Raw genomic sequence first — 22704 nt, 5'->3', positions numbered from 1 at the left:
ATTTTATTAATCAATACTTCAAACAACAAAATTGACTATGAACACTAATCAAGAACAAGAATTAACTCAAAATCCTGTATCTGAATCAGCTGAAGATAATCAAACGATTGAAGAAGGACAAAAAGGAGACTTGTATAAAAAGATAATTTCATTTTTACAAACTATACCATCAAGCTTAAACAAGCTGTTTGCAGCCTTATTTAAACCTAATTCCCCATCCAAGCCTGTTGATGAAGGAACTTTTTCTCAGAAGACAGAGCGTATTCACGCCTATAGTGAGTTTATTAAATCTACATCTAAATTCATTTGGATTGGTGTTGTTTTCATAATCATTATTCAACTATGGGGTAATTTTTCGCTCAATCACATCAGCGATGCATCTAAACGCAAATCAAATACTGTCACCATTACTATTCCTGAACAAAAGCTATCTCAAATGTCTGATGATGTTGCAAATGCTCTTGGCAAGGCATTAGTTAGTGCCAGAGCATCTGCATCAAATAATCTGGAACAATGGCATGATGAGGTAATGCGACGTGTAGACCATCCGTTTCTCGATTGGTACTACAATTATTTTACTCAGTGGGGTGTTGGTGTAGAAGCTATTTGGGTAAATATTAGTGCTAGTTCAGAAGAAGAAAAAGCTGAAAAATTAATTGGTAATTTCCAAAATGAATTTACTAAAAAGGTTTTGCAACCATCATTAATGCAACTTGAGATGGAACGTTTTACAAGAGAAGCAATTGATAAATATGTATCTGAAGCTAATCAAAAATTAGCAGGAATCCAAAGTCAGTACCAGATTCCCCGACCTGTTTGGGAAGAATTTTTAGAAGGTTTAGGAAGTACAACATATAATACAGGTAGCAAAGAGCAAAATCTGTCTATTCGTGCCCTTTCGCGTGGTACAGGTTATGTAGCTGCCAGTGCAATGATGAAAGCTGTTAGTGTTATTGGTACTAAGAAAATTGCTACAGCAACTGTGAGTAAAGCAACTTCTAAAGTAGTTGCTAAGATAGCAACTAAAACTGCAACAAAGGTAGCAACAGAAGGAACAGGTGAAGTTGCTGCTGGACTTTTAGGTTTAGAACTACTTAATCCTATTGCTGGTTTAGGAGTTTTAGCATGGGATATCTGGGATCATTATCATACAGTTAAAGTAGAAAGACCAATTCTAAGAGAAAACCTCAATAATTATTTGAATGAGGTAAAAGACTCATTACTGAATGATAAGGAAAATGGAGTTTTGTCTTCAGTGAATAAATTCCATGATGGAATTTTGGATAGTTTAAATAGCAAGCCAATATTAGCTAAATAAAAGTTGAAACCCTGTCTTTCTGTTTCTTGGTAGAATTAGCAACTACATAATTTAAGTTTGCCTATACTGACTAAAAAATATTTAGTCAGTATAGGCAATTTTTGTAAATTTATTAAAATAGTTAAATAGCTATTTAACGATACATATTGTTTAATGTAACAAAATATTTACATTAATGTGAGCGAATACTTTTAAAAACAGTCAACAATTACAAATAAATATTTCGTTTTTTATATCGAATTGTGTCAGATACACGATAAAATGCCCACTGGGCAAGCGTTTTCTGATAAAAAACACATATTGCCTTAAAGATCGGAAGTTAAGAGTGGCTGATGATGCCCCTAGTAACTTCTAGTAGAGAACACGCATCAAAGGAGCCGAAGAAGCATGTTCACACACGTCAAGTCCACCATTAGACACATTGCGCCTGATAACTTACGCGGACGTAGTTTAATCAAGGTGGTCTATGTCGTGCTAGAGTCCCAGTACCAGAGTGCTTTGTCGCAAGCGGTTCGCACGATTAACGCGAACAATCCCAACTTGGCGATTGAAATCAGCGGGTACTTGATTGAGGAACTCCGCGACCCAGAGAATTACGAAGAGTTCAAACGAGAAATTGAGGGTGCGAATATCTTCATCGCTTCCCTTATTTTCATCGAAGACTTAGCACAGAAAGTAGTAGCGGCAGTAGAACCACACCGCGATCGCCTGGATGTTTCCGTTGTCTTTCCATCCATGCCAGAAGTTATGCGCCTGAGTAAAATGGGCAGCTTTTCCTTGGCGCAGTTGGGTCAGTCAAAAAGTGCGATCGCCCAATTCATGCGGAAACGCAAAGAAAAATCCGGTGCGGGATTCCAAGATGGAATGCTGAAGCTTTTGCGAACCCTACCGCAAGTGCTGAAATTCCTACCAATGGATAAGGCACAGGACGCGCGAAATTTCATGCTCAGTTTTCAGTATTGGCTAGGTGGTTCTCCAGAAAATCTGGAAAACTTCTTGCTGATGCTAGCTGATAAATACGTATTTAAAGCTTTAGACAAACAAAATTTTGCACCTTCTACATACGAACAGCCGGTGGTTTATCCCGATATGGGGATTTGGCATCCATTGGCTCCCAGTATGTTTGAGGATGTAAGAGAGTACCTCAATTGGTACACAGCCCGTAAGGATATCTCTAAGGATCTCAAAGATCCCTTAGCTCCTTGTATTGGGTTGGTATTACAACGCACTCACTTAGTTACCGGGGATGATGCTCATTATGTAGCAATGGTGCAGGAGTTGGAAGCACTAGGCGCACGGGTATTACCTGTGTTTGCTGGTGGTTTGGATTTCTCCAAGCCTGTGGATGCTTACTTCTACGAACCAAATACCAACACCCAGTTAATAGATGCAGTGATTTCGCTAACTGGTTTTGCTTTGGTGGGTGGGCCAGCTAGACAAGATCATCCCAAAGCAATTGAGTCACTCAAACGCTTAAACCGTCCTTACATGGTGGCGTTACCCTTAGTGTTCCAAACCACAGAAGAGTGGATGGATAGCGATTTGGGGTTACATCCCATACAGGTAGCTTTGCAAATTGCGATTCCCGAATTGGATGGGGCAATTGAGCCGATTATATTATCGGGTAGAGATGGGACAACTGGGAAGGCGATCGCTCTCCAAGACCGCATGGAAGCTGTAGCCCAACGCGCTTTAAAATGGGCTAACCTCCGCCGCAAACCGAAGCTAGATAAAAAAGTCGCCATCACCGTTTTCAGTTTCCCGCCAGATAAAGGCAACGTTGGCACCGCCGCTTACTTAGATGTATTCGGTTCCATCTACGAGGTGATGAAAGCCATGAAAAATAATGGCTACGACTTACCCGAATTGCCAGAATCAGCCGAAGCGCTGATGCAGGAAGTCATCCACGACGCCCAAGCGCAGTACGCCAGCCCGGAACTGAACGTTGCCTACAAAATGTCGGTTCCTGAGTATGAGGCACTCACCCCCTACTCTCAACGCCTGGAAGAAAACTGGGGACCACCTCCTGGACATCTCAACAGCGATGGGCAAAATCTGCTAATTTATGGTAAGCAATTCGGTAACGTCTTCATCGGTGTACAACCCACTTTTGGTTATGAAGGCGACCCAATGCGGTTGTTGTTCTCCCGTTCCGCTAGTCCCCACCACGGTTTTGCTGCTTATTACACTTACCTAGAGCAAGTTTGGAAAGCTGACGCCGTGCTGCACTTTGGTACCCACGGTTCCTTGGAATTTATGCCAGGTAAACAGATGGGGATGTCTGGTGAATGTTATCCAGATAACTTAATTGGCTCAATTCCCAATCTGTATTATTACGCAGCCAATAATCCTAGTGAAGCGACAATCGCCAAACGTCGGGGTTATGCCGAAACAATTTCTTACTTGACACCGCCGGCAGAAAATGCTGGTTTATACAAAGGTTTGAAGGAACTGAGCGAATTAATTGCTTCGTATCAAACCTTGAAAGATACTGGACGCGGTGTTTCCATCGTCAACTCCATCATGGATAAATGTCGGATCGTCAACCTGGATAAGGATATTGACTTGCCAGAAACCGACGCCAGAGACATGAGTGCCGATGAGCGGGATAATATTGTTGGCAACGTCTACCGCAGGTTGATGGAAATTGAGTCGCGGTTGTTGCCTTGTGGGTTGCACGTCATTGGTAAACCACCAAGTGCAGAAGAGGCGATCGCAACTCTCGTCAACATTGCTAGTCTAGATCGTCAAGAAGAAGGACTTCAAGGCTTACCGGGAATTATCGCCAACAGCATTGGGCGTAAAATTGATGATATCTACCACAATAACGACAAAGGTATTTTAGAAGATGTCCAGTTATTGCAAGATATCACCTTAGCCACCCGTGCAGCAGTTACCGCCCTTGTCCAAGAGCAAATCGACGCCGAAGGACGAGTTTCTCTAGTTTCCCGGTTGAATTTCTTCAACATGGGCAAAAAAGAACCTTGGGTCGAAGCATTGCATAAAGCAGGTTATCCCAAAGTTGACACCACGCTTCTCAAACCTCTGTTTGAATATTTGGAATTCTGCCTCCAGCAAGTTTGCGCCGACAACGAATTGGGAGCATTACTTCAAGGCTTAGAAGGTGATTATGTCCTACCAGGCCCAGGTGGCGATCCCATCCGCAACCCGGATGTGTTACCCACAGGTAAGAATATCCATGCACTTGACCCCCAATCCATCCCAACAACAGCAGCAGTCCAGTCAGCCAAAATCGTTGTAGACAGGCTTTTAGCACGTAATAAAGCCGAAAATGAAGGAAAATGGCCAGAAACCATCGCCTGTGTCCTTTGGGGAACCGATAACATCAAAACTTACGGCGAATCCCTAGCGCAAATTATGTGGATGGTGGGCGTGCGTCCAGTTCCCGATGCTTTGGGACGGGTGAACAAGTTGGAATTGATATCTTTAGAAGAGTTGGGACGACCCAGAATAGATGTAGTCATCAATTGTTCTGGTGTATTCCGCGACTTGTTCATCAACCAAATGAACCTGCTAGACCAAGGCGTGAAGATGGCGGCTGAGGCAGATGAACCCTTAGAAATGAACTTTGTTCGCAAACACGCTTTGCAGCAAGCCCAAGATATGGGTATTAATCTGCGTCAAGCAGCGACGCGTGTTTTCTCCAACGCTTCTGGTTCCTACTCGTCAAATATCAACTTGGCGGTAGAAAACAGCACTTGGGACAGCGAAGCCGAGTTGCAGGAAATGTATCTCAACCGGAAATCCTTCTCCTTCAATTCCGATAATCCCGGAATTATGGACGAATCCCGGCAGATTTTTGAAAGTACATTGAAAACTGCTGATGCAACTTTCCAAAATTTGGATTCTTCTGAGATTAGCCTAACGGACGTTTCCCACTACTTCGATTCCGATCCGACTAAGCTGGTGGCAAGTCTGCGGGGTGATGGTAAAAAACCAGCATCCTATATTGCAGATACAACCACAGCTAACGCCCAAGTGCGGACATTATCAGAAACTGTGCGTTTGGATGCGCGTACCAAATTGTTAAATCCCAAGTGGTACGAGGGGATGTTATCTCACGGTTACGAAGGTGTGCGCGAACTCTCCAAGCGGTTGGTGAATACAACAGGTTGGAGTGCGACAGCTGGCGCTGTGGATAACTGGATTTATGAGGATACTAACGAAACCTTCATCAAAGATGAAGAAATGCAGAAACGGTTGTTAAACCTTAATCCCCATTCTTTCCGCAAGATTGTATCAACTTTGTTGGAAGTAAATGGACGCGGTTATTGGGACACTAGCGAGGATAATTTAGATCGTCTACGCGAGTTGTACCAAGAAGTTGAAGACCGGATTGAAGGGATAGACTAGTTGGAAGCAGTCGAATCAGCGTAAATCATTAGGGTGGGCAAATAGCCCACCCTTAAGTTTAAATCGATTGCACACTAATAAAAAATAATTAAGAAAACAGTATGAGTATTACGCCTAAAGGAATAAGCATATTGGAATTATATCGTCTTTATAGAGAAAATAATCTTATTGTAAATCGTAGATACCAACGTAAACTTGTATGGGTAAAAATAGAAAAAGCATCTTTAATAGAAAGCATCCTTTTAAAATATCCTATTCCACTAATTTTATTTGGCAAATTAAAAAAAGATGGAAAAGATATGTAAGAAACTGGTTTGCCAGTTGTTGCCACTTTACCTCATAACAGCCGTAAATGCTGTAAAAGAATCTATCATTTCTTTTTCTTGCTCCCAGCTTAGATAGCAATTATGTCTACTCCCTTTCCCTGACGTTGATAACCCAGCTTTTCCTTGACGGTTTTGAGTATACATAGCGCCGTCTTTGAGTGTTTGTCAATCCAGTATTTTAAGTCTTCTAATCAATTCTGGCTGAAATGCAGCTTCGCGATCGCGTTTGATATACCCTTTGGCATCCCTACAATCAAACCTTTTCGGACATATTCTCAACTTAAGCCACTATTAAGAAAAATCAAGTCTGTTTTTCGTCTATTGAGTTAAATTTCAGCAATAATTTGAGTAGAATGTGCAATTTGCCATACTCCTAGAGAATTAACTACACGTAAACTACTGTACTTTTTTTGATATCATCAGAGATCCGACTCCTTAAATATTGAGTGACGTATGAGCAAAGGTACCCTGTTTGATAAAGTTTGGGACTTACACACCGTTGGTACACTTCCCTCAGGGCTGACACAACTATTTATCGGACTTCACCTAATTCATGAAGTCACTAGTCCCCAGGCATTTGCGATGTTAAGGGAGCGCGGTTTAAAGGTACTGTTTCCCAAGCGCACTGTCGCCACAGTCGATCATATTGTGCCCACGGAAAATCAAGCACGTCCCTTTGCTGATAATTTGGCAGAGGAAATGATCCAAGCCCTCGAAAATAATTGTCAAGAAAATAACATAACTTTTTACAATATTGGTTCTGGCAGTCAGGGTATAGTTCATGTCATCGCTCCAGAACTTGGACTGACTCAGCCAGGAATGACGATCGCTTGTGGAGATAGCCATACATCAAGTCATGGCGCATTTGGGGCGATCGCATTTGGTATCGGTACTAGCCAAGTTCGGGATGTTCTCGCTTCCCAAACCCTTGCCCTCTCGAAACTAAAAGTCCGGAAAATTGAAGTTAACGGCACTCTAAATTCAGGCGTCTACGCCAAAGATGTCATTTTACATATCATTCGGACTCTGGGCGTTAAAGGTGGTGTGGGCTACGCCTACGAATTTGCAGGTACCACCTTTGAACAGATGAACATGGAAGAGCGGATGACAGTCTGCAATATGGCGATCGAAGGTGGTGCTAGGTGTGGCTATGTCAATCCCGATGGAGTCACCTACGATTACCTCAAAAACAGAGATTTTGCCCCCAAAGACGCAGATTGGGACAAAGCAGTAACTTGGTGGGAATCGATCAAAAGTGATGCTGATGCCCAGTACGACGATGTGGTGGTTTTCGACGCTGTGGAAATTTCTCCTACCATTACCTGGGGAATTACTCCCGGTCAAGGTATCGGTGTCAACCAATTAGTACCCCAGCCAGAAGAACTGCTCGAAGAAGACCGATTTATTGCCGAAGAAGCTTACCGCTATATGGATTTATATCCTGGTCAACCCATCAAAGGCACCAAAATCGATGTCTGCTTCATTGGTAGCTGCACCAACGGCAGAATTAGCGATTTGCGGGAAGCTGCGAAAATCGCCAAAGGTCGCCACGTCGCAGAGGGAATTAAAGCCTTTGTTGTCCCTGGTTCTGAACGGGTGAAGCAAGAAGCTGAAACAGAAGGATTGGACAAAATTTTTCAGGAAGCCGGATTTGAGTGGCGTGAACCTGGATGTTCCATGTGTTTAGCAATGAATCCTGACAAATTACAGGGAAGACAAATCAGTGCTTCCTCTTCTAATCGAAACTTTAAAGGAAGACAGGGTTCATCCTCCGGTCGCACATTGTTAATGAGTCCGGCGATGGTGGCTACTGCTGCCATTAAAGGTGAAGTCTCTGATGTGCGTGAGTTGTTGTAATTTTGGTAATTGGAGACTGAGGATTGCTGATTAGGGACTAGTAGTCTGTCAATAAATACATTGATGGATAAATATGCCTGTAGAGACGGCGATTTATCGCGTCTCTCTAACCGTCAAAATGAATTTGACAGACCACTAGGTATTGAAAGTTTATTCCCAATTCCTCACTCCCTTATCTTCCCTAGTCCCTAGTTCCCAGTCCCAAATCCCTTTTTCAACAGAATGTCATTGAAATGATAGGTAAATAAAGTTTATGGTGAGTGAAGTTAAAACAGTTTCAGGGCGCGGTATACCTTTAGTAGGTAATGATATAGATACCGATCGCATCATTCCTGCCCGATATCTGAAAGCCATAACCTTTGATGGGTTAGGCGAAGGCGCCTTTATCGATGACCGAACAGCACTTAAAGGCGAACATCCCTTTGACCAACCCCAATACCAAGGGGCGAAAGTTTTAATCGTCAATAGGAATTTTGGCTGTGGTTCATCACGGGAACACGCACCCCAAGCGATCGCTAAATGGGGAATCCAAGCGTTAATCGGTGAAAGCTTCGCGGAAATCTTTTTTGGTAACTGCGTGGCAATGGGTATACCTTGTGTGACAGCCGATGCTGTTAGTGTTAAACAACTACAAGAGTTAGTCGCCGCCAATCCTCAAGCCATTGTGACAGTGAATCTGGAAACTTTGCAAGTGCAAATTGGTGATTACATCGCCCCAGTTTTCATTGGTGAAGGCACCAGAAGCACATTTATTTCTGGAACTTGGGACGCTTGCGGTCAGTTAGTAGCTAACGCAGACCAAGTTCGGACAACGGCTGCAAAATTACCTTATGTGGGTTGGGGCAATTTAGCAGTTAGTTAAACTGTTACGCATTTAATTTATACATTTATCTGATGACTGATGACTGTTAACCGTCAACAGTCAACAGTCAACGACCATCAAGAGTGTTTATATACTTTCGTTCCCTGGCTCTGCTGGGGAATGTTAATTTATAACTTTTTTGCATTGGCGTAGTCCGCCGCAGGTATCGCAGCTATATTGTTGTTAGTTACTCAAAGAAACAAACTTTAAGCTCGACCAAAAGCAAAAATGGTATCCTTGATTTAAGTTAATTAAAAACTATCAATGGCGATGGAGCTCGCCAAAACCGCCTTTCCAGTACAGGCTAAATTTATAACTGGAAGGCTGATGGCTCCTACTTTCCTTGCTAACTGCGGGAGAGTGGGGCTTGGCTAAATGCATTACCTGACTCCCCTGTAGAAAGTATCTGTCTACAAATTGCACTTCAAGGAGTCAGGGTTATGAAGCACTTTCGTCAGTCTGAACCATTTATTGCTTTACCTCACTTAATCAAATGGTTACCCATTTCCTTTCTAGTTGGCATTCTTGCTGGAACGGCTTCGGCGGCTCTTTTAGCATCATTAGAATGGGCAACTAATTGGCGTGAATCACATCGCTGGATTATTGCCTTGCTTCCTTTTGGTGGCTTCTTGAGTGGTTGGATTTATCATCAATTTGGTCGGAATGTAGAAGCAGGAAATAATCTTTTACTGGAAGAAATCCATAATCCCAAAAATATTATTCCCTTTCGTATGGCTCCTCTTGTTTTAATAGGAACAGACCTCACTCATTTATTTGGTGGTTCAGCCGGTCGTGAAGGTACAGCATTACAAATGGGTGCTTCTTTGGCAGATCAGTTAACTAAAATATTCCATTTTAAAGGGGCTAATCGGCGAATTCTATTAACAGCAGGTATCAGTGGAGGATTCGCTTCAGTTTTCGGGACTCCCTTAGCTGGAACCGTATTTGGTCTAGAAGTTTTAGCCATTGGTAAAATTCATTACGACGCTCTTTTTCCTTCTTTGATTGCTGCGATCGTTGGAAATCAAGTCACATTACTATTAGGTTTGCATCATACCGCATACCGACACGCAACCTCTATACCAACCCTCACAATTTTGGGGCTGATTTCTGCGATTATTGCAGGTGTATTCTTTGGAATAGTTGCAAGATTTTTTGCTCAAGTAACTCACAAAATCAGTCACTTCTTTAAAGCAAAGATATCTTATCCTCCAATGCGTCCTTTAATAGGCGGTGTACTGATAGTAATAATTGTTGGATTGAGTGGCACTACCAAGTACATTGGGCTTGGTATTCCAACCATAGTTGATGCTTTTTCTACTCAGCTACCTCCTTGGGATTTTGCTGCCAAATTGGGTCTGACTGCTTTAACTTTAGGAGCAGGTTTTAAAGGAGGAGAAGTGACACCTTTGTTTTTTATTGGTGCAACTTTAGGTAATGCTTTGTCGTTCCTTTTGGCATTACCTACACCACTATTAGCAGGGATGGGATTTGTGGGTGTATTTGCAGGTGCAGCAAATACACCTATAGCATCAACCTTAATGGGAATTGAATTATTTGGTCTGGAATCAGGAGTATTTATTGCTATTGGCTGTGTAGTGAGCTATTTATTTTCAGGTCATTCGGGAATTTACTCTGCACAGCGTATTGGGTTGAGTAAATACTCTGCTGTATATTTAGAAGAAGGGGTGACTTTGGCTAATTATCGGCAACCAAAAATTGATTTACCCGATGATAGTGAAAAACGAGGAAGTAATTCTCAGGAATAATTTTTTGATGTAATTAATGGATGATTGTGAAAGTGCCTAGTTTACCACCGTAGACATCGCATAGTTAGAGTAATCATATTTTATGTGTCATAACCGCTATGTTTAATTGATATATTTGTGAAATGATCATAAATATGCTGTTTAGGATAAAAATTTACTATGCTCATAGAGTTTAGTATTGGTAATTACCGATCGTTTAAAGATAAAGTCACTTTTAGTATGGTGGCTGCAAATATTGTTGCCAAAGAAAAAGAACTTGATGATAACAACGTTTTTGCGGTAGATGATGACCTAAAATTACTCAAAAGTGCTGCAATTTATGGTGCTAATGCCAGTGGCAAAAGTAATCTTGCCAAAGCTTTGGGCTTTATGAAGTGGTTTATGATTAATTCTTCTAAAGAGACTCAAAGTACAGAAAAAATAGGAGTTGAGCCGTTTGAGCTAAGTACAGAAACTGAAGCACAACCATCTTTTTTTGAAATTGTGTTTCTATTAGATACTACAAAGTATCGATATGGGTTTGAAGCTAATCAAAAAAGAGTTATTTCTGAGTGGTTATTTTACGTTCCTAAAACCAGGGAAGCTCGTCTTTTTGAGCGAGTTTACGATGGAAATTCACGTAATATCAAACATCTATCTAAAATATTTAAAGCTGAGGGTATTTATTCAAAAACCAGGAGCAATGCACTTTTTCTATCAGTAGCTGCTCAATTTAACGTTGAAATAGCTAAGAGAATACTAGATTGGCTCACAAAAAAAGTAAATATAGTTTCAGGTTTAGACGATCGAGATCACTTGAGTTATACAATAAGCTCTTTAACAAAAAAAAATGACAATAAATCAGAAATTATTCAATTAATTAAAAAACTAGATTTAGGTATTAAACAAATAAGAATAAAGGAAGCAGAAAATATCCCTGTAGAACAAAGTTCTTATCATTTTAAAACCGACAATTCAATTAGAACGGGGCATGAAAAGTTTGGTAATAAAGGTAATATTTCTATTAAATTTTTTGATTTAGATAATCAAGAATCAGAAGGAACTAAAAAAATAATTTCTATTGCTGGACTTTTGGTAGATACTCTTAAATATGGCAAAGTTTTGATATTTGATGAATTTGATGCGAGACTTCACCCACTAATAGGGAAAGCAATTGTTGAATTATTTAACTCCAAAAAAACAAACTCTAATAATGCACAACTAATATTTATGACTCATGACACTAATTTGCTTAGTGACAAAATTTTTCGCAGAGATCAGATTTGGTTTACTGAGAAAAACAAATATGGTGCTACAGATTTATATTCATTAGTTGAATATAAAATACTAAATGATGCTTCTTTTGAAAGTGATTATATCAAAGGCAGATATGGTGCTATTCCATTTATTGGTGACTTAAGTCAACTTATTGGTGAGCCTAATGCCTAGAAATCGTGGCTATGCTGATAGAAAAGTTGAAACCAGAGAGCTTAGGCAAATATTTTTAATTATATGTGAAGGTGAAAAAACTGAGCCAAATTACTTCATGAGCTTTCGCGTTTCCACGACTGTCAAGAAAATTGATGTTAGAGGGTTTGGCTACAATCCAAGTAAACTAGTACAAGAGGCTAAAGAATTAAAAGCTCAAGGAGATTACGATCAAATTTGGTGTGTATTTGATAGGGATGATTGGCCTAAGCAAGATTTTAATAACGCTATTGCAAACGCTGAAAGAGAAGGATTTAAAGTTGCTTATTCTAATGAAGCTTTTGAATTATGGTATGTATTGCATTTTGAATTTTTAAATACTGGACTTCCTCGCAAAGATTACATCGATAAGTTAGAGAAAGAGAAATTGCTTGGACACAAATATAAAAAAAATAGTGCAACAATCTATGAGGAAATAGAAAATAGGCAATCTACTGCTATCAAACATGCTAAAAGTCTTCTCAAGCAATATAACCCTTCTAATCCAGTAAGTGATAATCCTTCAACAACAGTACATCTTTTAGTTGAAGAACTAAACAAATTTATTCGATAATACTTATCTTTTAGATTACATCAATTATTGTTTACACCATCCAGTGGCTACTTTATCATTTACTAAATCATTGCTTCCAATTCTTCTAAAGCTTGAAAACTTCCCACTTGCCAACTGCGTTCCACAGCAGCAGGAATAATTTGAGTAATCGCTATATCTTCAAAATTAGGACTGGTGTTAGATTTTATGTATTTCCCTTCTTTCAGCAAATAAATAGAAAGGCTCCCGCTATCGTAAACCCATAATTCTGGGACTCCAATGGCTTCATAAGCATCGAGAGTAGTTTTTGATGTGACATCAGTTTCAATCGCTAAATCTGGTGGCGGGTCATCAGGTTGTAAGCGGCGATGACCAATCATCCGCTGATAATTTTGAATATAAAAGCAAGCATCAGGTTCAACTCCTGCTACGCCTTGTCGTTTAAAGGTGGTGGAACCAAAAGGTTGGTATCTGATATCTTTAGCCTTGAGCAATATTTTGACAATATCAGAAATTAAATCTTTGGGTATTTCATGTTCTGGTAAAGGAGCCATAATTTCTAAAGTACCTTGGCTATAGGCGATTCGTGTAGTTCTTTTTTCTCCCAATTCTTGTAAAATAGATTCAAATTCTTCCCAGCTAACATCAGGAATAGTTACTGTGCTACCAGGTGCTAATTGCATCTGGCTAACAGGTTTAAAAACGGGGATAGCAGCAGTCATAAAAAAATATAAATAAACTGAACCTCAATAATTATTTATCAGGTTGCGGTGGATAATAAAGCCCACCGTAACCTGTAAACTGATAGATTGAGTTTAACAAAAGCGGCTAAAAGCGATCGCTCTACAAATAATCAACACTAAACGGATAGACTTAGACTACTGACTACTGTGTAGAAGCCCTAGCCTAAGTAGGCTTTATTCATCTAGTCCCATAATTCTATAAAGGAAGGCTTCAACTTTCTGCTAACCTGGCGAACGTCTGCTCAACTAACTCTTTCGCCTTAGCATCCAAACGCAACCAATCGACTTCACCCACTTCATCAAGTAAACTAGTATCAATATCAGCGGCTTCCTTCACTAAGCTGTATTCAATAAAACACACTTGATAACACAGTTCCCACAAATCGATACTTGCTTCTTGCTGTTGACGCTGCAAACGTAAATGATATCCTGGATGGGGCATCGGCAAACGACTCAGAGTCTCTCTGATTTTATCTGCTTCTTGGGGTGTTGCAGTTTCCATTGCTTGCAATAGCTCAGTCACCAATGCTTTGATTTCATCAGTGGTGTTAGGCGGCCAAATCAGGACATCGTGGTAAGTTCCAGTCCAAGAAGATTCATCAAGGGACTTGCGGATATTGTCGATAACCCGAATGAAAGCAGGTTGCATGAGGATTTCAGCCTGCTGCCATGCAACTGAGTTTGTTATTTTAGGTGGCATCGGTAATAAACAGGGGCACTAAAAGAAAAATAAACAGTCTGCGTTTATTAAAAAGCTGCGTTTTTAATCTAAATCTTTTCTCAAGATAGCGGATTTCATTGAAGAAAATTTGGAGATATTTATTACCAGCTGGAAAATTAGGTAATAACTCTGGGGAGGGAATATGATCGGCAAGCTACTAGACCATCGTTACCAAGTAATTCGAGTCCTCGCGGTGGGAGGATTTGGTCAAACCTATATTGCTGAAGATACTAGGCGGCCAGGTAACCCTATCTGTGTTGTCAAGCACCTCAAACCGGGAACTGACCCCAGAGTTTTTGCTACTGCTAAGCGTCTGTTCAACAGCGAAGCTGAAACCCTAGAAAAACTGGGCAACCATGACCAGATACCCAGGCTATTAGCTTACTTTGACGAAAATCAAGAATTTTATTTAGTACAAGAATATATTGAAGGACATACCTTAGCTGAGGAACTTTTACCTGGTAACCGCTGGAGTGAAAGCCAAGTAATTCAATTATTGCAGGAAGTTCTGGGCATTCTCGAATTTGTCCACCAACAAGGTGTGATTCACCGCGATATCAAACCAGATAATATCATTCGTCGCGCCTCAGATAATAAGTTAGTTTTAGTAGATTTTGGGGCAGTGAAGCAACTGCGTACCCAAATGGTGACAGTTGGCGGACAAGCCCCTGCCACAGTCATTATTGGCACTCCTGGCTATATGCCCACAGAACAAGGGCAAGGTAAACCCCGCCCCAATAGTGATATCTATTCCCTGGGTATTATCGCCATTCAAGCATTAACTGGATTACCAGCAACAGAATTTCAAGAAGATCCAGAAACGGGGGAAATTATCTGGCGGCATTCAGTAACCGTGAACCATCGCCTAGCCGCAGTGTTGACGAAGATGGTACGTTATCACTTCAAAGACCGCTACCAAACTGCCACAGAAGCACTGCAAGCATGTAAAGACACGATTAATCCTGTAGCTGCACTTTCCGCACCTCAAGAATCCGTTAAAAATTCCAGTTACCAAGCAACTAAATCTCATCCTCAACCAGTATCTCACCAGCAAACCATCGCACTTGCACCAGCAAATCCTGTCCCCCCTAAATATGTCAATCATAACTCTAGTAAATCCGACCCCTGGCCAATTTTGATTGGCATATTATTAGCAGGTGGTGCTGCTGCTTTGGTAGCAAATGTATATCCAAATATAAAAAATTTAGCTGCTAATATCACAGGTAATGATACTACTTTAGCAAACAAATGCTCGGCTTTGGTTGTGGGAAATTCTAATGTTCGTTCTGAGCCAAGTTCGATCAATTCTGATAATATTTTGCAAACTGTTGCTAATAACACTAACTTTGAAGTGACTGGCAAGCAAACCAAACAAGGTTGGATACAAATTAAACTTAAATCTGGACGTTTGGCTTGGGCGCACCCGGATGTAATAGCCAACAAGACAGAATCGGTTTCTTGCTTACGAGAAAAGGGCATTGCAACTAAAATAATAGATGATAGTACGCTGATTTCTGCTCGACCAATTCCCCAGCCAAAATCTAAATCTAAGGATGTAGTAACACCGTTGACAGAAAAATCAAAAGCGTCAACTTCCGACACGAAGAAATTGGAGCGATCGCAACCTAGTGAGAACAGCGCTAAGATTTTAGAGCAAGCCCAAAAGAAATATGACTCAGGAGATATAGTTGGAGCGATCGCACTTTTAAGATCGATTCCGGCAAATGCTGCTTCTAGTATCCAAGAGACAGGCAAAGTCATTGCCCAGTGGCAGAGTGATTGGGCTAAGGCTGAGGCATTATCTAATGAGATTAATAAAGCAATAGATGATGGTAAATGGGATAAAGTTTTAGATTATAAAAACCATCCCGAAAAATTGCCCAATACTCAATATTGGCGAAATAAAATAGAACCCTTATTTAAACAAGCTGCTGAAAATCTGGCAAAACAAGCATTAACTAAATTAGATAATCAAAGTAATCAGAAAAAGCCTGAACAAGAACTTACTAATGCTAAGCAACCTGCTACTAAAGATAGTCCTAATGCCACAGAAACTTCTAAAGATGCTTTGTCAGGGAACTCTAAGAAATAAATTATCCTGCTTCAATTTGCGACTGTTGAATATTGACAGTTGACAGTCAACAGTGAGATATTTTTTATTTGGAAGTTCCTAATATTAAGGTTGCTGAACCACACTTTGAGTTCAGAACTGGAACCTCAAAGATACAAAAGTAAATTATGGTGATTGAACCTAGCCTAATTCGGATATATTATCCAAAAAGACTGTCAAATGAGTACGATTTTAGCCCTAAACTTGTGGGAAATATAATTATTAGTCTTCGGCGTAGTACACCTTACTTAAATGTAATTGATAACAATTACCTCACTTATTCCTTACTCCCTCATTATTGAAACTTTTGATAGATTTCTGGTAATTGCCACCAGGAAACATAGGGATATTCATGATGTTCTTTGTGGTAGCCAAAATGATAGCAAGTAACAAATGACCACCAAATTGGACGGTTAATAGTTTGGGCACAATGTGGTTGAATATAACCCCCAATTGGTTCACTATGAGGTAAAAAAGTACCAAAATAAAATAATTGTAATGAACTTAAAAGTGAGGGAAATACCCAAAATAAAATTAGGTTTTCATGGGGTATATAAAGAATGTGATTAGCAAAGTGATAGAGAAAAGTTAAGGAAATTATTTGTCCCCAACTCCAATAACCCTTCATAAAATGAAAATACCAAGCTAAGAAACTTTTGTGTTTTCCATCATGAAAATCCGGGTCTATTTCAGTCGCTGCATTATAATGATGCAGCCAATGTTTTGTTAAGAGTTTTTGATATGGTAGAAGACCATAAAGAGATAAGCTAAACATCCCAATTAGATGATTAATCTTAGAGTTTTTAGGAAAAACTACTCCATGCATAGCATCATGAGATGTAATAAATAATCCAGTATATAAAAATGTTTGCCAAAGGATAACAATGAATAACAGCCAAAATTTTATCTTGTATATATCAAGGGAAAGTAAAAAAACCTGACTAATAGCCCATAGAGTAATAATGAAAATAGCGATGAAAAGTCCCGTAAAAGCAAATTTATTTTTTAGTAATGGGGTCAGTTTTGTTGGATGATTGAGTGCTTGTTCTAATTGGATCATGCTTTTACTTCGCCTCGCATTCAGGTAAAAATTCCTAAAATATAGTCATAACAAAAAGCACTAACTGCTAACCAGAAAATTCCATTAGTGGTCAGTGCCAATATTCTACAATTATTTAGAAATATTAAGTTACTTGAATTATTATTACACATATAACCGCTATACAAAAACTGTTTTTGGTCGAAAGGCTGAGTGTCATAAGTGAAAACAATAGACAAATTGAAAAACGATGGTGATGGTAGTATGCGGAAGGCTGAAAACTTTTCCAAAATCCGAAATGGTATAACTAGTCTGTATTCACTGCTATGAAATTTTAGAATGTCTCTTGCGCCTTGGCGAGGTGCGATCGCCCATGCCCTACATCGCAACCGCAGTCTTGTTTATGCCCGTTACCTGCAACTAGCAACAGTACAGGCAAATGGTCGCCCTGCTAATCGGACTTTAGTTTTTCGCGGCTTTCTAGAAGAAACCAACCAGCTAAAATTTATCACCGATAGTCGTAGCGCCAAAGCTGACCAGATACAGCAACAACCTTGGGCAGAAGTTTCCTGGTACTTTCCGAATACACGAGAACAGTTCCGCATCACTGGCTGTTTGACTCTGGTAGGCAATGATGATTTTCACCAGCATTTACAGCCAGCACGCATATCTATTTGGCAAGAATTGAGTGATGCGGCACGTTTGCAATTTGCTTGGCCTCACCCTGGTAAATCTAGAGTCAAAGAACCAGAAGCTTTTAACCCAGTAGCACCTGATTCTCTAGAACCAATGCCTAATTTTTGCCTACTGCTACTCGACCCCGTACAGGTGGATCATTTAGAATTGCGGGGCGAACCACAAAATAGAAGGTTTTATCGCCGCGATGAAAATCAAGAATGGTTTAGTGAAGAAATTAATCCTTAAAAAGTAAGGGCGCATAGCTGTGCGCCCCTACCATATGATTTAATTAGTTGAAAATTCTTATAAATTAACGAAGAATTTCAACAACCATAACTTTGTGTACAGATGCCTTTATTAAATACCTGCACCATCTAGAAACTGCTGTATTGCTTTATCTCTGAGGTTACACACAGGAGCATGTTGTGATAAATCAGTTTCCTTAGAAACCATAGAACCGGCTAATACAGGAATTTTTTCATTTGTATCATTTGAAGAATGAGTACGCTGAAGATTTTGTATTTGTTCTTCTAACAACTCAATCCGATTTACTAAAGCACGAATCACTTCGGCTTCCGAATCTGGTAGGTTATTGTGTTCTAATGGGGCAACTCTCACTCCAGAACGATAAACAATACGACCAGGAACTCCTACTACAGTGCAGTCAGATGGGACATCCCTGAGAACAACTGACCCAGCACCAATACGGACATTATTGCCAATTTGGATATTACCCAGTACCTTCGCTCCAGCTCCGACTACAACATTTTCACCTAAAGTAGGATGGCGCTTACCACATTGTTTACCAGTACCCCCAAGGGTGACACCTTGATAAATGAGGGCATAGTCTCCCACGATCGCCGTTTCACCAATTACTACGCCCATACCGTGGTCAATGAACACACCATGGCCAATTGTTGCACCTGGGTGGATTTCAATTCCAGTCAAAAACCGAGCCAACTGAGAAATCAGACGCGGAATAAAGGGAAGACCAATACTATGCAACCAGTTAGACAGTCGATGGAATATTAAGGCTTGCAAGCCAGGATAACAAAATAAAACTTCTAACCAGTTACGAGCAGCCGGGTCACGTTCAAATATGATACGAAAGTCAGCACGCAGTGTAGATAACACGAGATAGCACCCTCGGAAAGCACAACAAGCTACTCTCCCATATTATCCTCTCCGGTGTTATACAAAAAGTGGGTATGGGGCGTTAGGAGTGCTGTATATGGATAGCGGGGCGTTTATCCCGTGCTGAGTTAGGAGTGAGAAGTTTTTTTGGTTCCCTTGTCCTCTTGTCTCTCCTACTCCCAATCAAGGCTGCTCTACTGTGAGAGTATAATCACGCTTGATTCCAGGATTAAATGTACCTACCCAGATCCGATATGTACCACGTTTCCAGTTCTTATCGTCAACGCTAGCATCTTTACTTTTGCCAGTGTCATCGCCACAGCGAATCGTCGTTTTTTCTGGGCCTTGGATGAGTAAAGTGGTGTCGTTGTTGTTGCTATCGACTAGTATTTTCAAGTGGGAAAAGTCATTTTCCAAAACCATAATATGATCTGGATTGGGATCGGCAAAGCCAATACAAGCTTTTTGATCGCGATCGCGGTTACTGATGGCAGACAACGAGTAAGAACCACCCGTAAACCCCTCCACTGTTCCTTGTGCTGGTTTAAAGTTTGTTGATAGCGTCAAAGTAGCAAAATTTCCAGTCTCTGCGATTACAGGGGTAGCTATTAAGGCTGTAAGTATAGCCAACAGCCAACCGCCACGAAACTGAAGTCGGGGGCGACAGTATTTCATAGTAGCCCTCCAACAGGCTTTTAAAAGAGTAATTATATATACATATTGTAGTAAAAAAATTACAGCCTGATTAGATTCTCGTGTGCCACAATCAAATGTGCCACAATTAAGCATATCTATCATTTTAGGCATCTCGCCTCAGAGAACTCGTAAAACTTCAGCTTGTGAGGTGGTTAGCCCAACTGACTTTTCACGGGATCTCTGGTTACGGGCTGGTGTAGGGTGTGGGGTGTGGGGATTTATTTACTTTCAAGCGCACGAATCAAAGCTAGTAGAAGTTTGCCAACTGATTCACATTGATTTGCTCACTAAACGAACTTGTAAAAACTCCCGAATGGCATTAGCTTATATAAGGTTTTTTGATGAAAATTCTAGGTCGCAAAGACGCGATAAATCGCCGTCTCTACAAAGGACTGATTATCGTAAAAACGGCGATTTATCGAGTCTCTTGTCTTAACCGAACCGTATTGGCATCACCAAGCCAAATGACAAAATCATTAATCCTTTTAGAGACGTAGCAGTGCTAGGTCTCTACAATTCTTTTTAGCCTCTATGAAAGAAAATCTCACGAATTATTTAGTTGGAAAAAGACGCCACCTTTGAGCGATCGCGTGTCAGTTCCATAACTACTAACTGTGAGCGATCGCAGATTGTTAAAAAATGGTTTCCCTAAGACTGCTACTAGCTTGAGAACCGGTATTTGACGCTCTAACAAATCCTGGCTCTTTGTCCAGTCAAGATAAATGTAGCCTTGGTTTGGTCGAGGAATCACAGCAATACTATCTTGGAACTTGGGATTGTTCATTATAGAATTGTCCTTGGCTGTGAGGATTTGATCTATCGTCTCCAGGTCAGAGGTGAAAATTTCGTAATTTCCTAAGGTTGTATGCGCTCCTCGCACTTTTGCCTCAATGCTGAAAGACGATCGCTCTTTAACGTCGGTTTTTTTTGTAGCAGTACTTAACTCTGTCCAAGCAAATATTTTTTGTTGATCTATGCTAATGGGACTGATAGTGAGTCCGTTAGCAGAGGCGATGGCATCTAAACGCGTCACAGCTTGTTCTACACTCTCAGATTTTTCTACCACAAAAATCCAATGGGGGGTTGTTCGCTCTTCAGGTAACAATGCAATAGCATATTCTCCCTTTACCCAGCTAAAAATATCCTCTGACAGATTTATGCCCCAGCCTTTTTGAACATCTACTAAGGGTTTTATCAATCGAGAAACTACATCTTCCTCAGAACCGTATACGGTTGCTGTTGCTTGTCGCCAGATTTTGGCTACATCACTGTTACCCAAATTATTCAAATTCGAACCGGAAATTGCCAAACCTACTGATGCTGGAATATACTGCAATGCTCCTACAGGTTTAGTTAGTGGCGGGGATGGAGAAACAATTTCTGATGAAGTTAGAAAGGTGGTTTCTGCTAACAATCCTTTGGAGTTCAACGTGAAAGAAATGATTTCGCTCTCATAAAGTTGTTCTGGTAGTTCTAAACCTTGCCATTTTGCCACGACGGGAAGATTCAAGAAAGCTACAGCTAAACTCCCTTTGGGTAATTCTTCGATCGCTCTTAAATATTCCGGGGAGCTAGTCAAATTCAAATCGGGAGCTTGGACGTTATTGATCGCCTCTTTTAGAACTTTAGGATCGTTAGCAAATAACACAAAACCCTCGCCAACAACACCACCTGCAAGCAAACCCTGTTCTGACTGAGAATTATCATAAATCAGCTTTACGCCTTTGTATTCTTCAACAGCTAAGTTTGCCCCAGCTAGCGCCCGTTTGGAAAAGAACAACTCGACAAACTCGCGGCTTTTTTCCGGTTGCTGGGTCGCCAGTGCCAAAAGATACCCTGGTTGCTTTCCATTTTCCGGATCGCGATCGATATCTAAGGTGGTAATAGCTAGTGTAATTTCCTTGCCTAACCAGGGTTGAATATCTTGTTGGTAATCAATATCACTCTTAGCCAATAAACTAGTTTTAAGTTTAGATAATTCGTCTTCACGCTCCAACGATTGTAAACGGTCAGGATTTGCTAGTAATGACACCATTACTGGGGCAAGTTTGGACACAAATATCGTTGCACCAGGTTGGGAGTTAGGTGCAATGAGGTTAGCCGGACTTTTAGAGAAAAACCAGGAAAAGGCAGCGATCGCAATTACTAGCAGGGCGATCGCAGCAGCTATGATAAAACCAATAAATGAACGTTGACTATTCACATTAAACCTATTAAAAAAGACGGTTTACAGCCATTTAAGCAGAAAGCCTACTCCATTGACGAAGAGGACACGGAGACGTTAAGAATAAGAATTCTCTTCATTTCCTCCTGTCCAGCCATCCTCTTAACCTGGATTTGTCACAAGCGAGAAATTGAGGGGCGTGGGGAGTGTGGGAAGAATGAGGAGGAATTGAGAATAGGCGCTTCATGTCGATCGCTTTGTGCAACACAGTACCTCCCACACTCCCCAGATCTCCCCACCCTATTAGTGACAAATTTGGGTTAAGAATTGATGCTCATGCCAAGGCAGAGATTTTCTGTCACCATAAGGAGTATTAGGACTGTTTACAAGACCTCATAACAGGGAACTCTTTTTGTCAATCTATGAACCAGATTAGTGTACAGGAACTAGCGCAACGTCTTTCTTCTGGCGATAAAAGTATTCAGCTAGTAGATGTGCGTGAACCACAAGAATTGGCGATCGCTAGCATTGAAGGCTTTGTCAATTTACCCCTAAGTCAATTTGCCGAATGGGGAGATGAAGTACCTACTATCTTCAATCCCCAAGCAGAAACCCTTGTGTTGTGTCACCACGGTATGCGCTCTGCCCAGATGTGCCAATGGTTAATTGCTCAAGGTTTTACTAATGTACAAAATATTTCTGGTGGTATTGATGCCTATTCTGTATTAGTAGACCATTCAATTCCCCAGTATTAGCTTCCTATCTTATACATTACTCAGATGGGACTTACTCTTCCATCTGGCTTTTACTATTGTGAAAACAGCAGTTTATTAGTTTAGGAACTTTGTGGGAAAGTTTACGATTTGATATCAGATAAAGATTTATGGAATTTTTCAGCCCCAATATAACTGCGT

Annotated in this window: 18 protein-coding genes and 1 riboswitch; of the genes, 12 read left to right on the top strand and 6 right to left on the bottom strand. The window is 40.6% G+C overall.

Features of this window, described 5'->3' with window-relative positions; all coding sequences use genetic code 11:
• The first annotated feature begins 37 nt into the window (after positions 1 to 37).
• From ACFG4S_RS21555 to ACFG4S_RS21520, 8 genes are all read left to right on the top strand, one after another.
• A complete protein-coding gene (locus ACFG4S_RS21555; protein ID WP_392531052.1) occupies positions 38 to 1318 on the top strand; it encodes a hypothetical protein in 1281 nt (426 codons plus the stop codon).
• A gap of 387 nt (positions 1319 to 1705) precedes the next feature.
• Positions 1706 to 5692: a magnesium chelatase subunit H gene (locus ACFG4S_RS21550; protein WP_392531051.1), complete on the top strand. Its 3987-nt coding sequence runs from the start codon at positions 1706 to 1708 to the stop codon at positions 5690 to 5692.
• Positions 5693 to 5793: 101 nt separating this feature from the next.
• A complete protein-coding gene (locus ACFG4S_RS21545) occupies positions 5794 to 5997 on the top strand; it encodes a DUF262 domain-containing protein (RefSeq protein WP_392531050.1) in 204 nt (67 codons plus the stop codon).
• Between the two features lie 474 nt (positions 5998 to 6471).
• Positions 6472 to 7875 (top strand): 3-isopropylmalate dehydratase large subunit, encoded by a 1404-nt coding sequence (leuC, locus tag ACFG4S_RS21540; protein WP_392531049.1) that lies wholly within the window; start codon positions 6472 to 6474, stop codon positions 7873 to 7875.
• A gap of 253 nt (positions 7876 to 8128) precedes the next feature.
• Entirely contained in the window at positions 8129 to 8737 is a 609-nt protein-coding gene (gene leuD / locus ACFG4S_RS21535; RefSeq protein WP_392531048.1) for a 3-isopropylmalate dehydratase small subunit, read from the top strand.
• Between the two features lie 257 nt (positions 8738 to 8994).
• Positions 8995 to 9081: riboswitch (Fluoride riboswitch) on the top strand.
• Between the two features lie 96 nt (positions 9082 to 9177).
• The gene (locus ACFG4S_RS21530; RefSeq protein WP_392531047.1) at positions 9178 to 10506 is read left to right on the top strand and encodes a voltage-gated chloride channel family protein; all 1329 of its coding nucleotides are present in this window, start codon (positions 9178 to 9180) and stop codon (positions 10504 to 10506) included.
• A 219-nt stretch (positions 10507 to 10725) separates the two neighbouring features.
• Positions 10726 to 11934 carry an ATP/GTP-binding protein gene (locus ACFG4S_RS21525; protein ID WP_392531046.1) on the top strand — a complete coding sequence of 403 codons (1209 nt, stop codon included), beginning with the start codon at positions 10726 to 10728 and terminating at the stop codon, positions 11932 to 11934.
• Positions 11927 to 12526: an RloB family protein gene (locus ACFG4S_RS21520; RefSeq protein ID WP_392531045.1), complete on the top strand. Its 600-nt coding sequence runs from the start codon at positions 11927 to 11929 to the stop codon at positions 12524 to 12526. Before ACFG4S_RS21525 ends, ACFG4S_RS21520 begins: the two co-directional genes overlap by 8 nt.
• A gap of 62 nt (positions 12527 to 12588) precedes the next feature.
• On the opposite strand, the gene ACFG4S_RS21515 is transcribed toward ACFG4S_RS21520, so the two are convergent.
• On the bottom strand, positions 12589 to 13227 hold the full coding sequence (locus ACFG4S_RS21515; protein WP_392531044.1) for a Uma2 family endonuclease: 639 nt from the start codon (positions 13225 to 13227) through the stop codon (positions 12589 to 12591).
• Positions 13228 to 13459: 232 nt separating this feature from the next.
• On the bottom strand, positions 13460 to 13948 hold the full coding sequence (locus ACFG4S_RS21510; protein WP_392531043.1) for a hypothetical protein: 489 nt from the start codon (positions 13946 to 13948) through the stop codon (positions 13460 to 13462).
• Between the two features lie 163 nt (positions 13949 to 14111).
• Here ACFG4S_RS21510 and ACFG4S_RS21505 point away from each other — a divergent pair, with 163 nt between their 5' ends.
• Positions 14112 to 16061: a protein kinase gene (locus tag ACFG4S_RS21505; protein ID WP_392531042.1), complete on the top strand. Its 1950-nt coding sequence runs from the start codon at positions 14112 to 14114 to the stop codon at positions 16059 to 16061.
• 313 nt (positions 16062 to 16374) lie between these two features.
• On the opposite strand, the gene crtW is transcribed toward ACFG4S_RS21505, so the two are convergent.
• Positions 16375 to 17139 carry a beta-carotene ketolase CrtW gene (gene crtW / locus ACFG4S_RS21500; protein ID WP_392531041.1) on the bottom strand — a complete coding sequence of 255 codons (765 nt, stop codon included), beginning with the start codon at positions 17137 to 17139 and terminating at the stop codon, positions 16375 to 16377.
• Between the two features lie 318 nt (positions 17140 to 17457).
• Between crtW and ACFG4S_RS21495 the strand changes: the two genes are divergently transcribed.
• The gene (locus tag ACFG4S_RS21495; protein WP_392531040.1) at positions 17458 to 18042 is read left to right on the top strand and encodes an Npun_F5749 family FMN-dependent PPOX-type flavoprotein; all 585 of its coding nucleotides are present in this window, start codon (positions 17458 to 17460) and stop codon (positions 18040 to 18042) included.
• Positions 18043 to 18153: 111 nt separating this feature from the next.
• Here ACFG4S_RS21495 and cysE read toward each other — a convergent pair whose 3' ends face one another.
• Together cysE and ACFG4S_RS21485 are read right to left on the bottom strand one after the other, a co-directional pair.
• On the bottom strand, positions 18154 to 18930 hold the full coding sequence (gene cysE, locus ACFG4S_RS21490) for a serine O-acetyltransferase (protein ID WP_392531039.1): 777 nt from the start codon (positions 18928 to 18930) through the stop codon (positions 18154 to 18156).
• Between the two features lie 183 nt (positions 18931 to 19113).
• Complete coding sequence (locus ACFG4S_RS21485; protein ID WP_392531038.1) at positions 19114 to 19605, bottom strand: hypothetical protein; 492 nt, start codon at positions 19603 to 19605, stop codon at positions 19114 to 19116.
• A gap of 82 nt (positions 19606 to 19687) precedes the next feature.
• On the opposite strand from ACFG4S_RS21485, the gene ACFG4S_RS21480 reads away from it, so the two are divergent.
• Complete coding sequence (locus tag ACFG4S_RS21480) at positions 19688 to 20062, top strand: hypothetical protein (protein WP_392531037.1); 375 nt, start codon at positions 19688 to 19690, stop codon at positions 20060 to 20062.
• A gap of 108 nt (positions 20063 to 20170) precedes the next feature.
• On the opposite strand, the gene ACFG4S_RS21475 is transcribed toward ACFG4S_RS21480, so the two are convergent.
• Positions 20171 to 21829: a DUF3352 domain-containing protein gene (locus ACFG4S_RS21475; RefSeq protein WP_392531036.1), complete on the bottom strand. Its 1659-nt coding sequence runs from the start codon at positions 21827 to 21829 to the stop codon at positions 20171 to 20173.
• 383 nt (positions 21830 to 22212) lie between these two features.
• On the opposite strand from ACFG4S_RS21475, the gene ACFG4S_RS21470 reads away from it, so the two are divergent.
• Entirely contained in the window at positions 22213 to 22545 is a 333-nt protein-coding gene (locus ACFG4S_RS21470) for a rhodanese-like domain-containing protein (protein ID WP_392531035.1), read from the top strand.
• The last annotated feature ends 159 nt before the right edge of the window (positions 22546 to 22704 follow it).

It is taken from the genome of Nostoc sp. C117 (genome assembly GCF_043099735.1).
Lineage (GTDB): Bacteria > Cyanobacteriota > Cyanobacteriia > Cyanobacteriales > Nostocaceae > Nostoc.
This window is presented reverse-complemented; position numbering and strand designations above follow the sequence as displayed.

Bases quoted from the DNA above. Each gene is read 5' to 3' on its own strand.
- ACFG4S_RS21470 (WP_392531035.1), top strand. From the start codon at position 22,213: ATGAACCAGATTAGTGTACAGGAACTAGCGCAACGTCTTTCTTCTGGC.
- ACFG4S_RS21555 (WP_392531052.1), top strand. From the start codon at position 38: ATGAACACTAATCAAGAACAAGAATTAACTCAAAATCCTGTATCTGAA.
- ACFG4S_RS21545 (WP_392531050.1), top strand. From the start codon at position 5,794: ATGAGTATTACGCCTAAAGGAATAAGCATATTGGAATTATATCGTCTT.
- leuD (WP_392531048.1), top strand. From the start codon at position 8,129: ATGGTGAGTGAAGTTAAAACAGTTTCAGGGCGCGGTATACCTTTAGTA.
- ACFG4S_RS21505 (WP_392531042.1), top strand. From the start codon at position 14,112: ATGATCGGCAAGCTACTAGACCATCGTTACCAAGTAATTCGAGTCCTC.
- ACFG4S_RS21530 (WP_392531047.1), top strand. From the start codon at position 9,178: ATGAAGCACTTTCGTCAGTCTGAACCATTTATTGCTTTACCTCACTTA.
- crtW (WP_392531041.1), bottom strand. From the start codon at position 17,139: ATGATCCAATTAGAACAAGCACTCAATCATCCAACAAAACTGACCCCA.
- ACFG4S_RS21550 (WP_392531051.1), top strand. From the start codon at position 1,706: ATGTTCACACACGTCAAGTCCACCATTAGACACATTGCGCCTGATAAC.
- ACFG4S_RS21485 (WP_392531038.1), bottom strand. From the start codon at position 19,605: ATGAAATACTGTCGCCCCCGACTTCAGTTTCGTGGCGGTTGGCTGTTG.
- ACFG4S_RS21510 (WP_392531043.1), bottom strand. From the start codon at position 13,948: ATGCCACCTAAAATAACAAACTCAGTTGCATGGCAGCAGGCTGAAATC.
- ACFG4S_RS21525 (WP_392531046.1), top strand. From the start codon at position 10,726: ATGGTGGCTGCAAATATTGTTGCCAAAGAAAAAGAACTTGATGATAAC.
- ACFG4S_RS21495 (WP_392531040.1), top strand. From the start codon at position 17,458: ATGTCTCTTGCGCCTTGGCGAGGTGCGATCGCCCATGCCCTACATCGC.
- ACFG4S_RS21515 (WP_392531044.1), bottom strand. From the start codon at position 13,227: ATGACTGCTGCTATCCCCGTTTTTAAACCTGTTAGCCAGATGCAATTA.
- leuC (WP_392531049.1), top strand. From the start codon at position 6,472: ATGAGCAAAGGTACCCTGTTTGATAAAGTTTGGGACTTACACACCGTT.
- ACFG4S_RS21520 (WP_392531045.1), top strand. From the start codon at position 11,927: ATGCCTAGAAATCGTGGCTATGCTGATAGAAAAGTTGAAACCAGAGAG.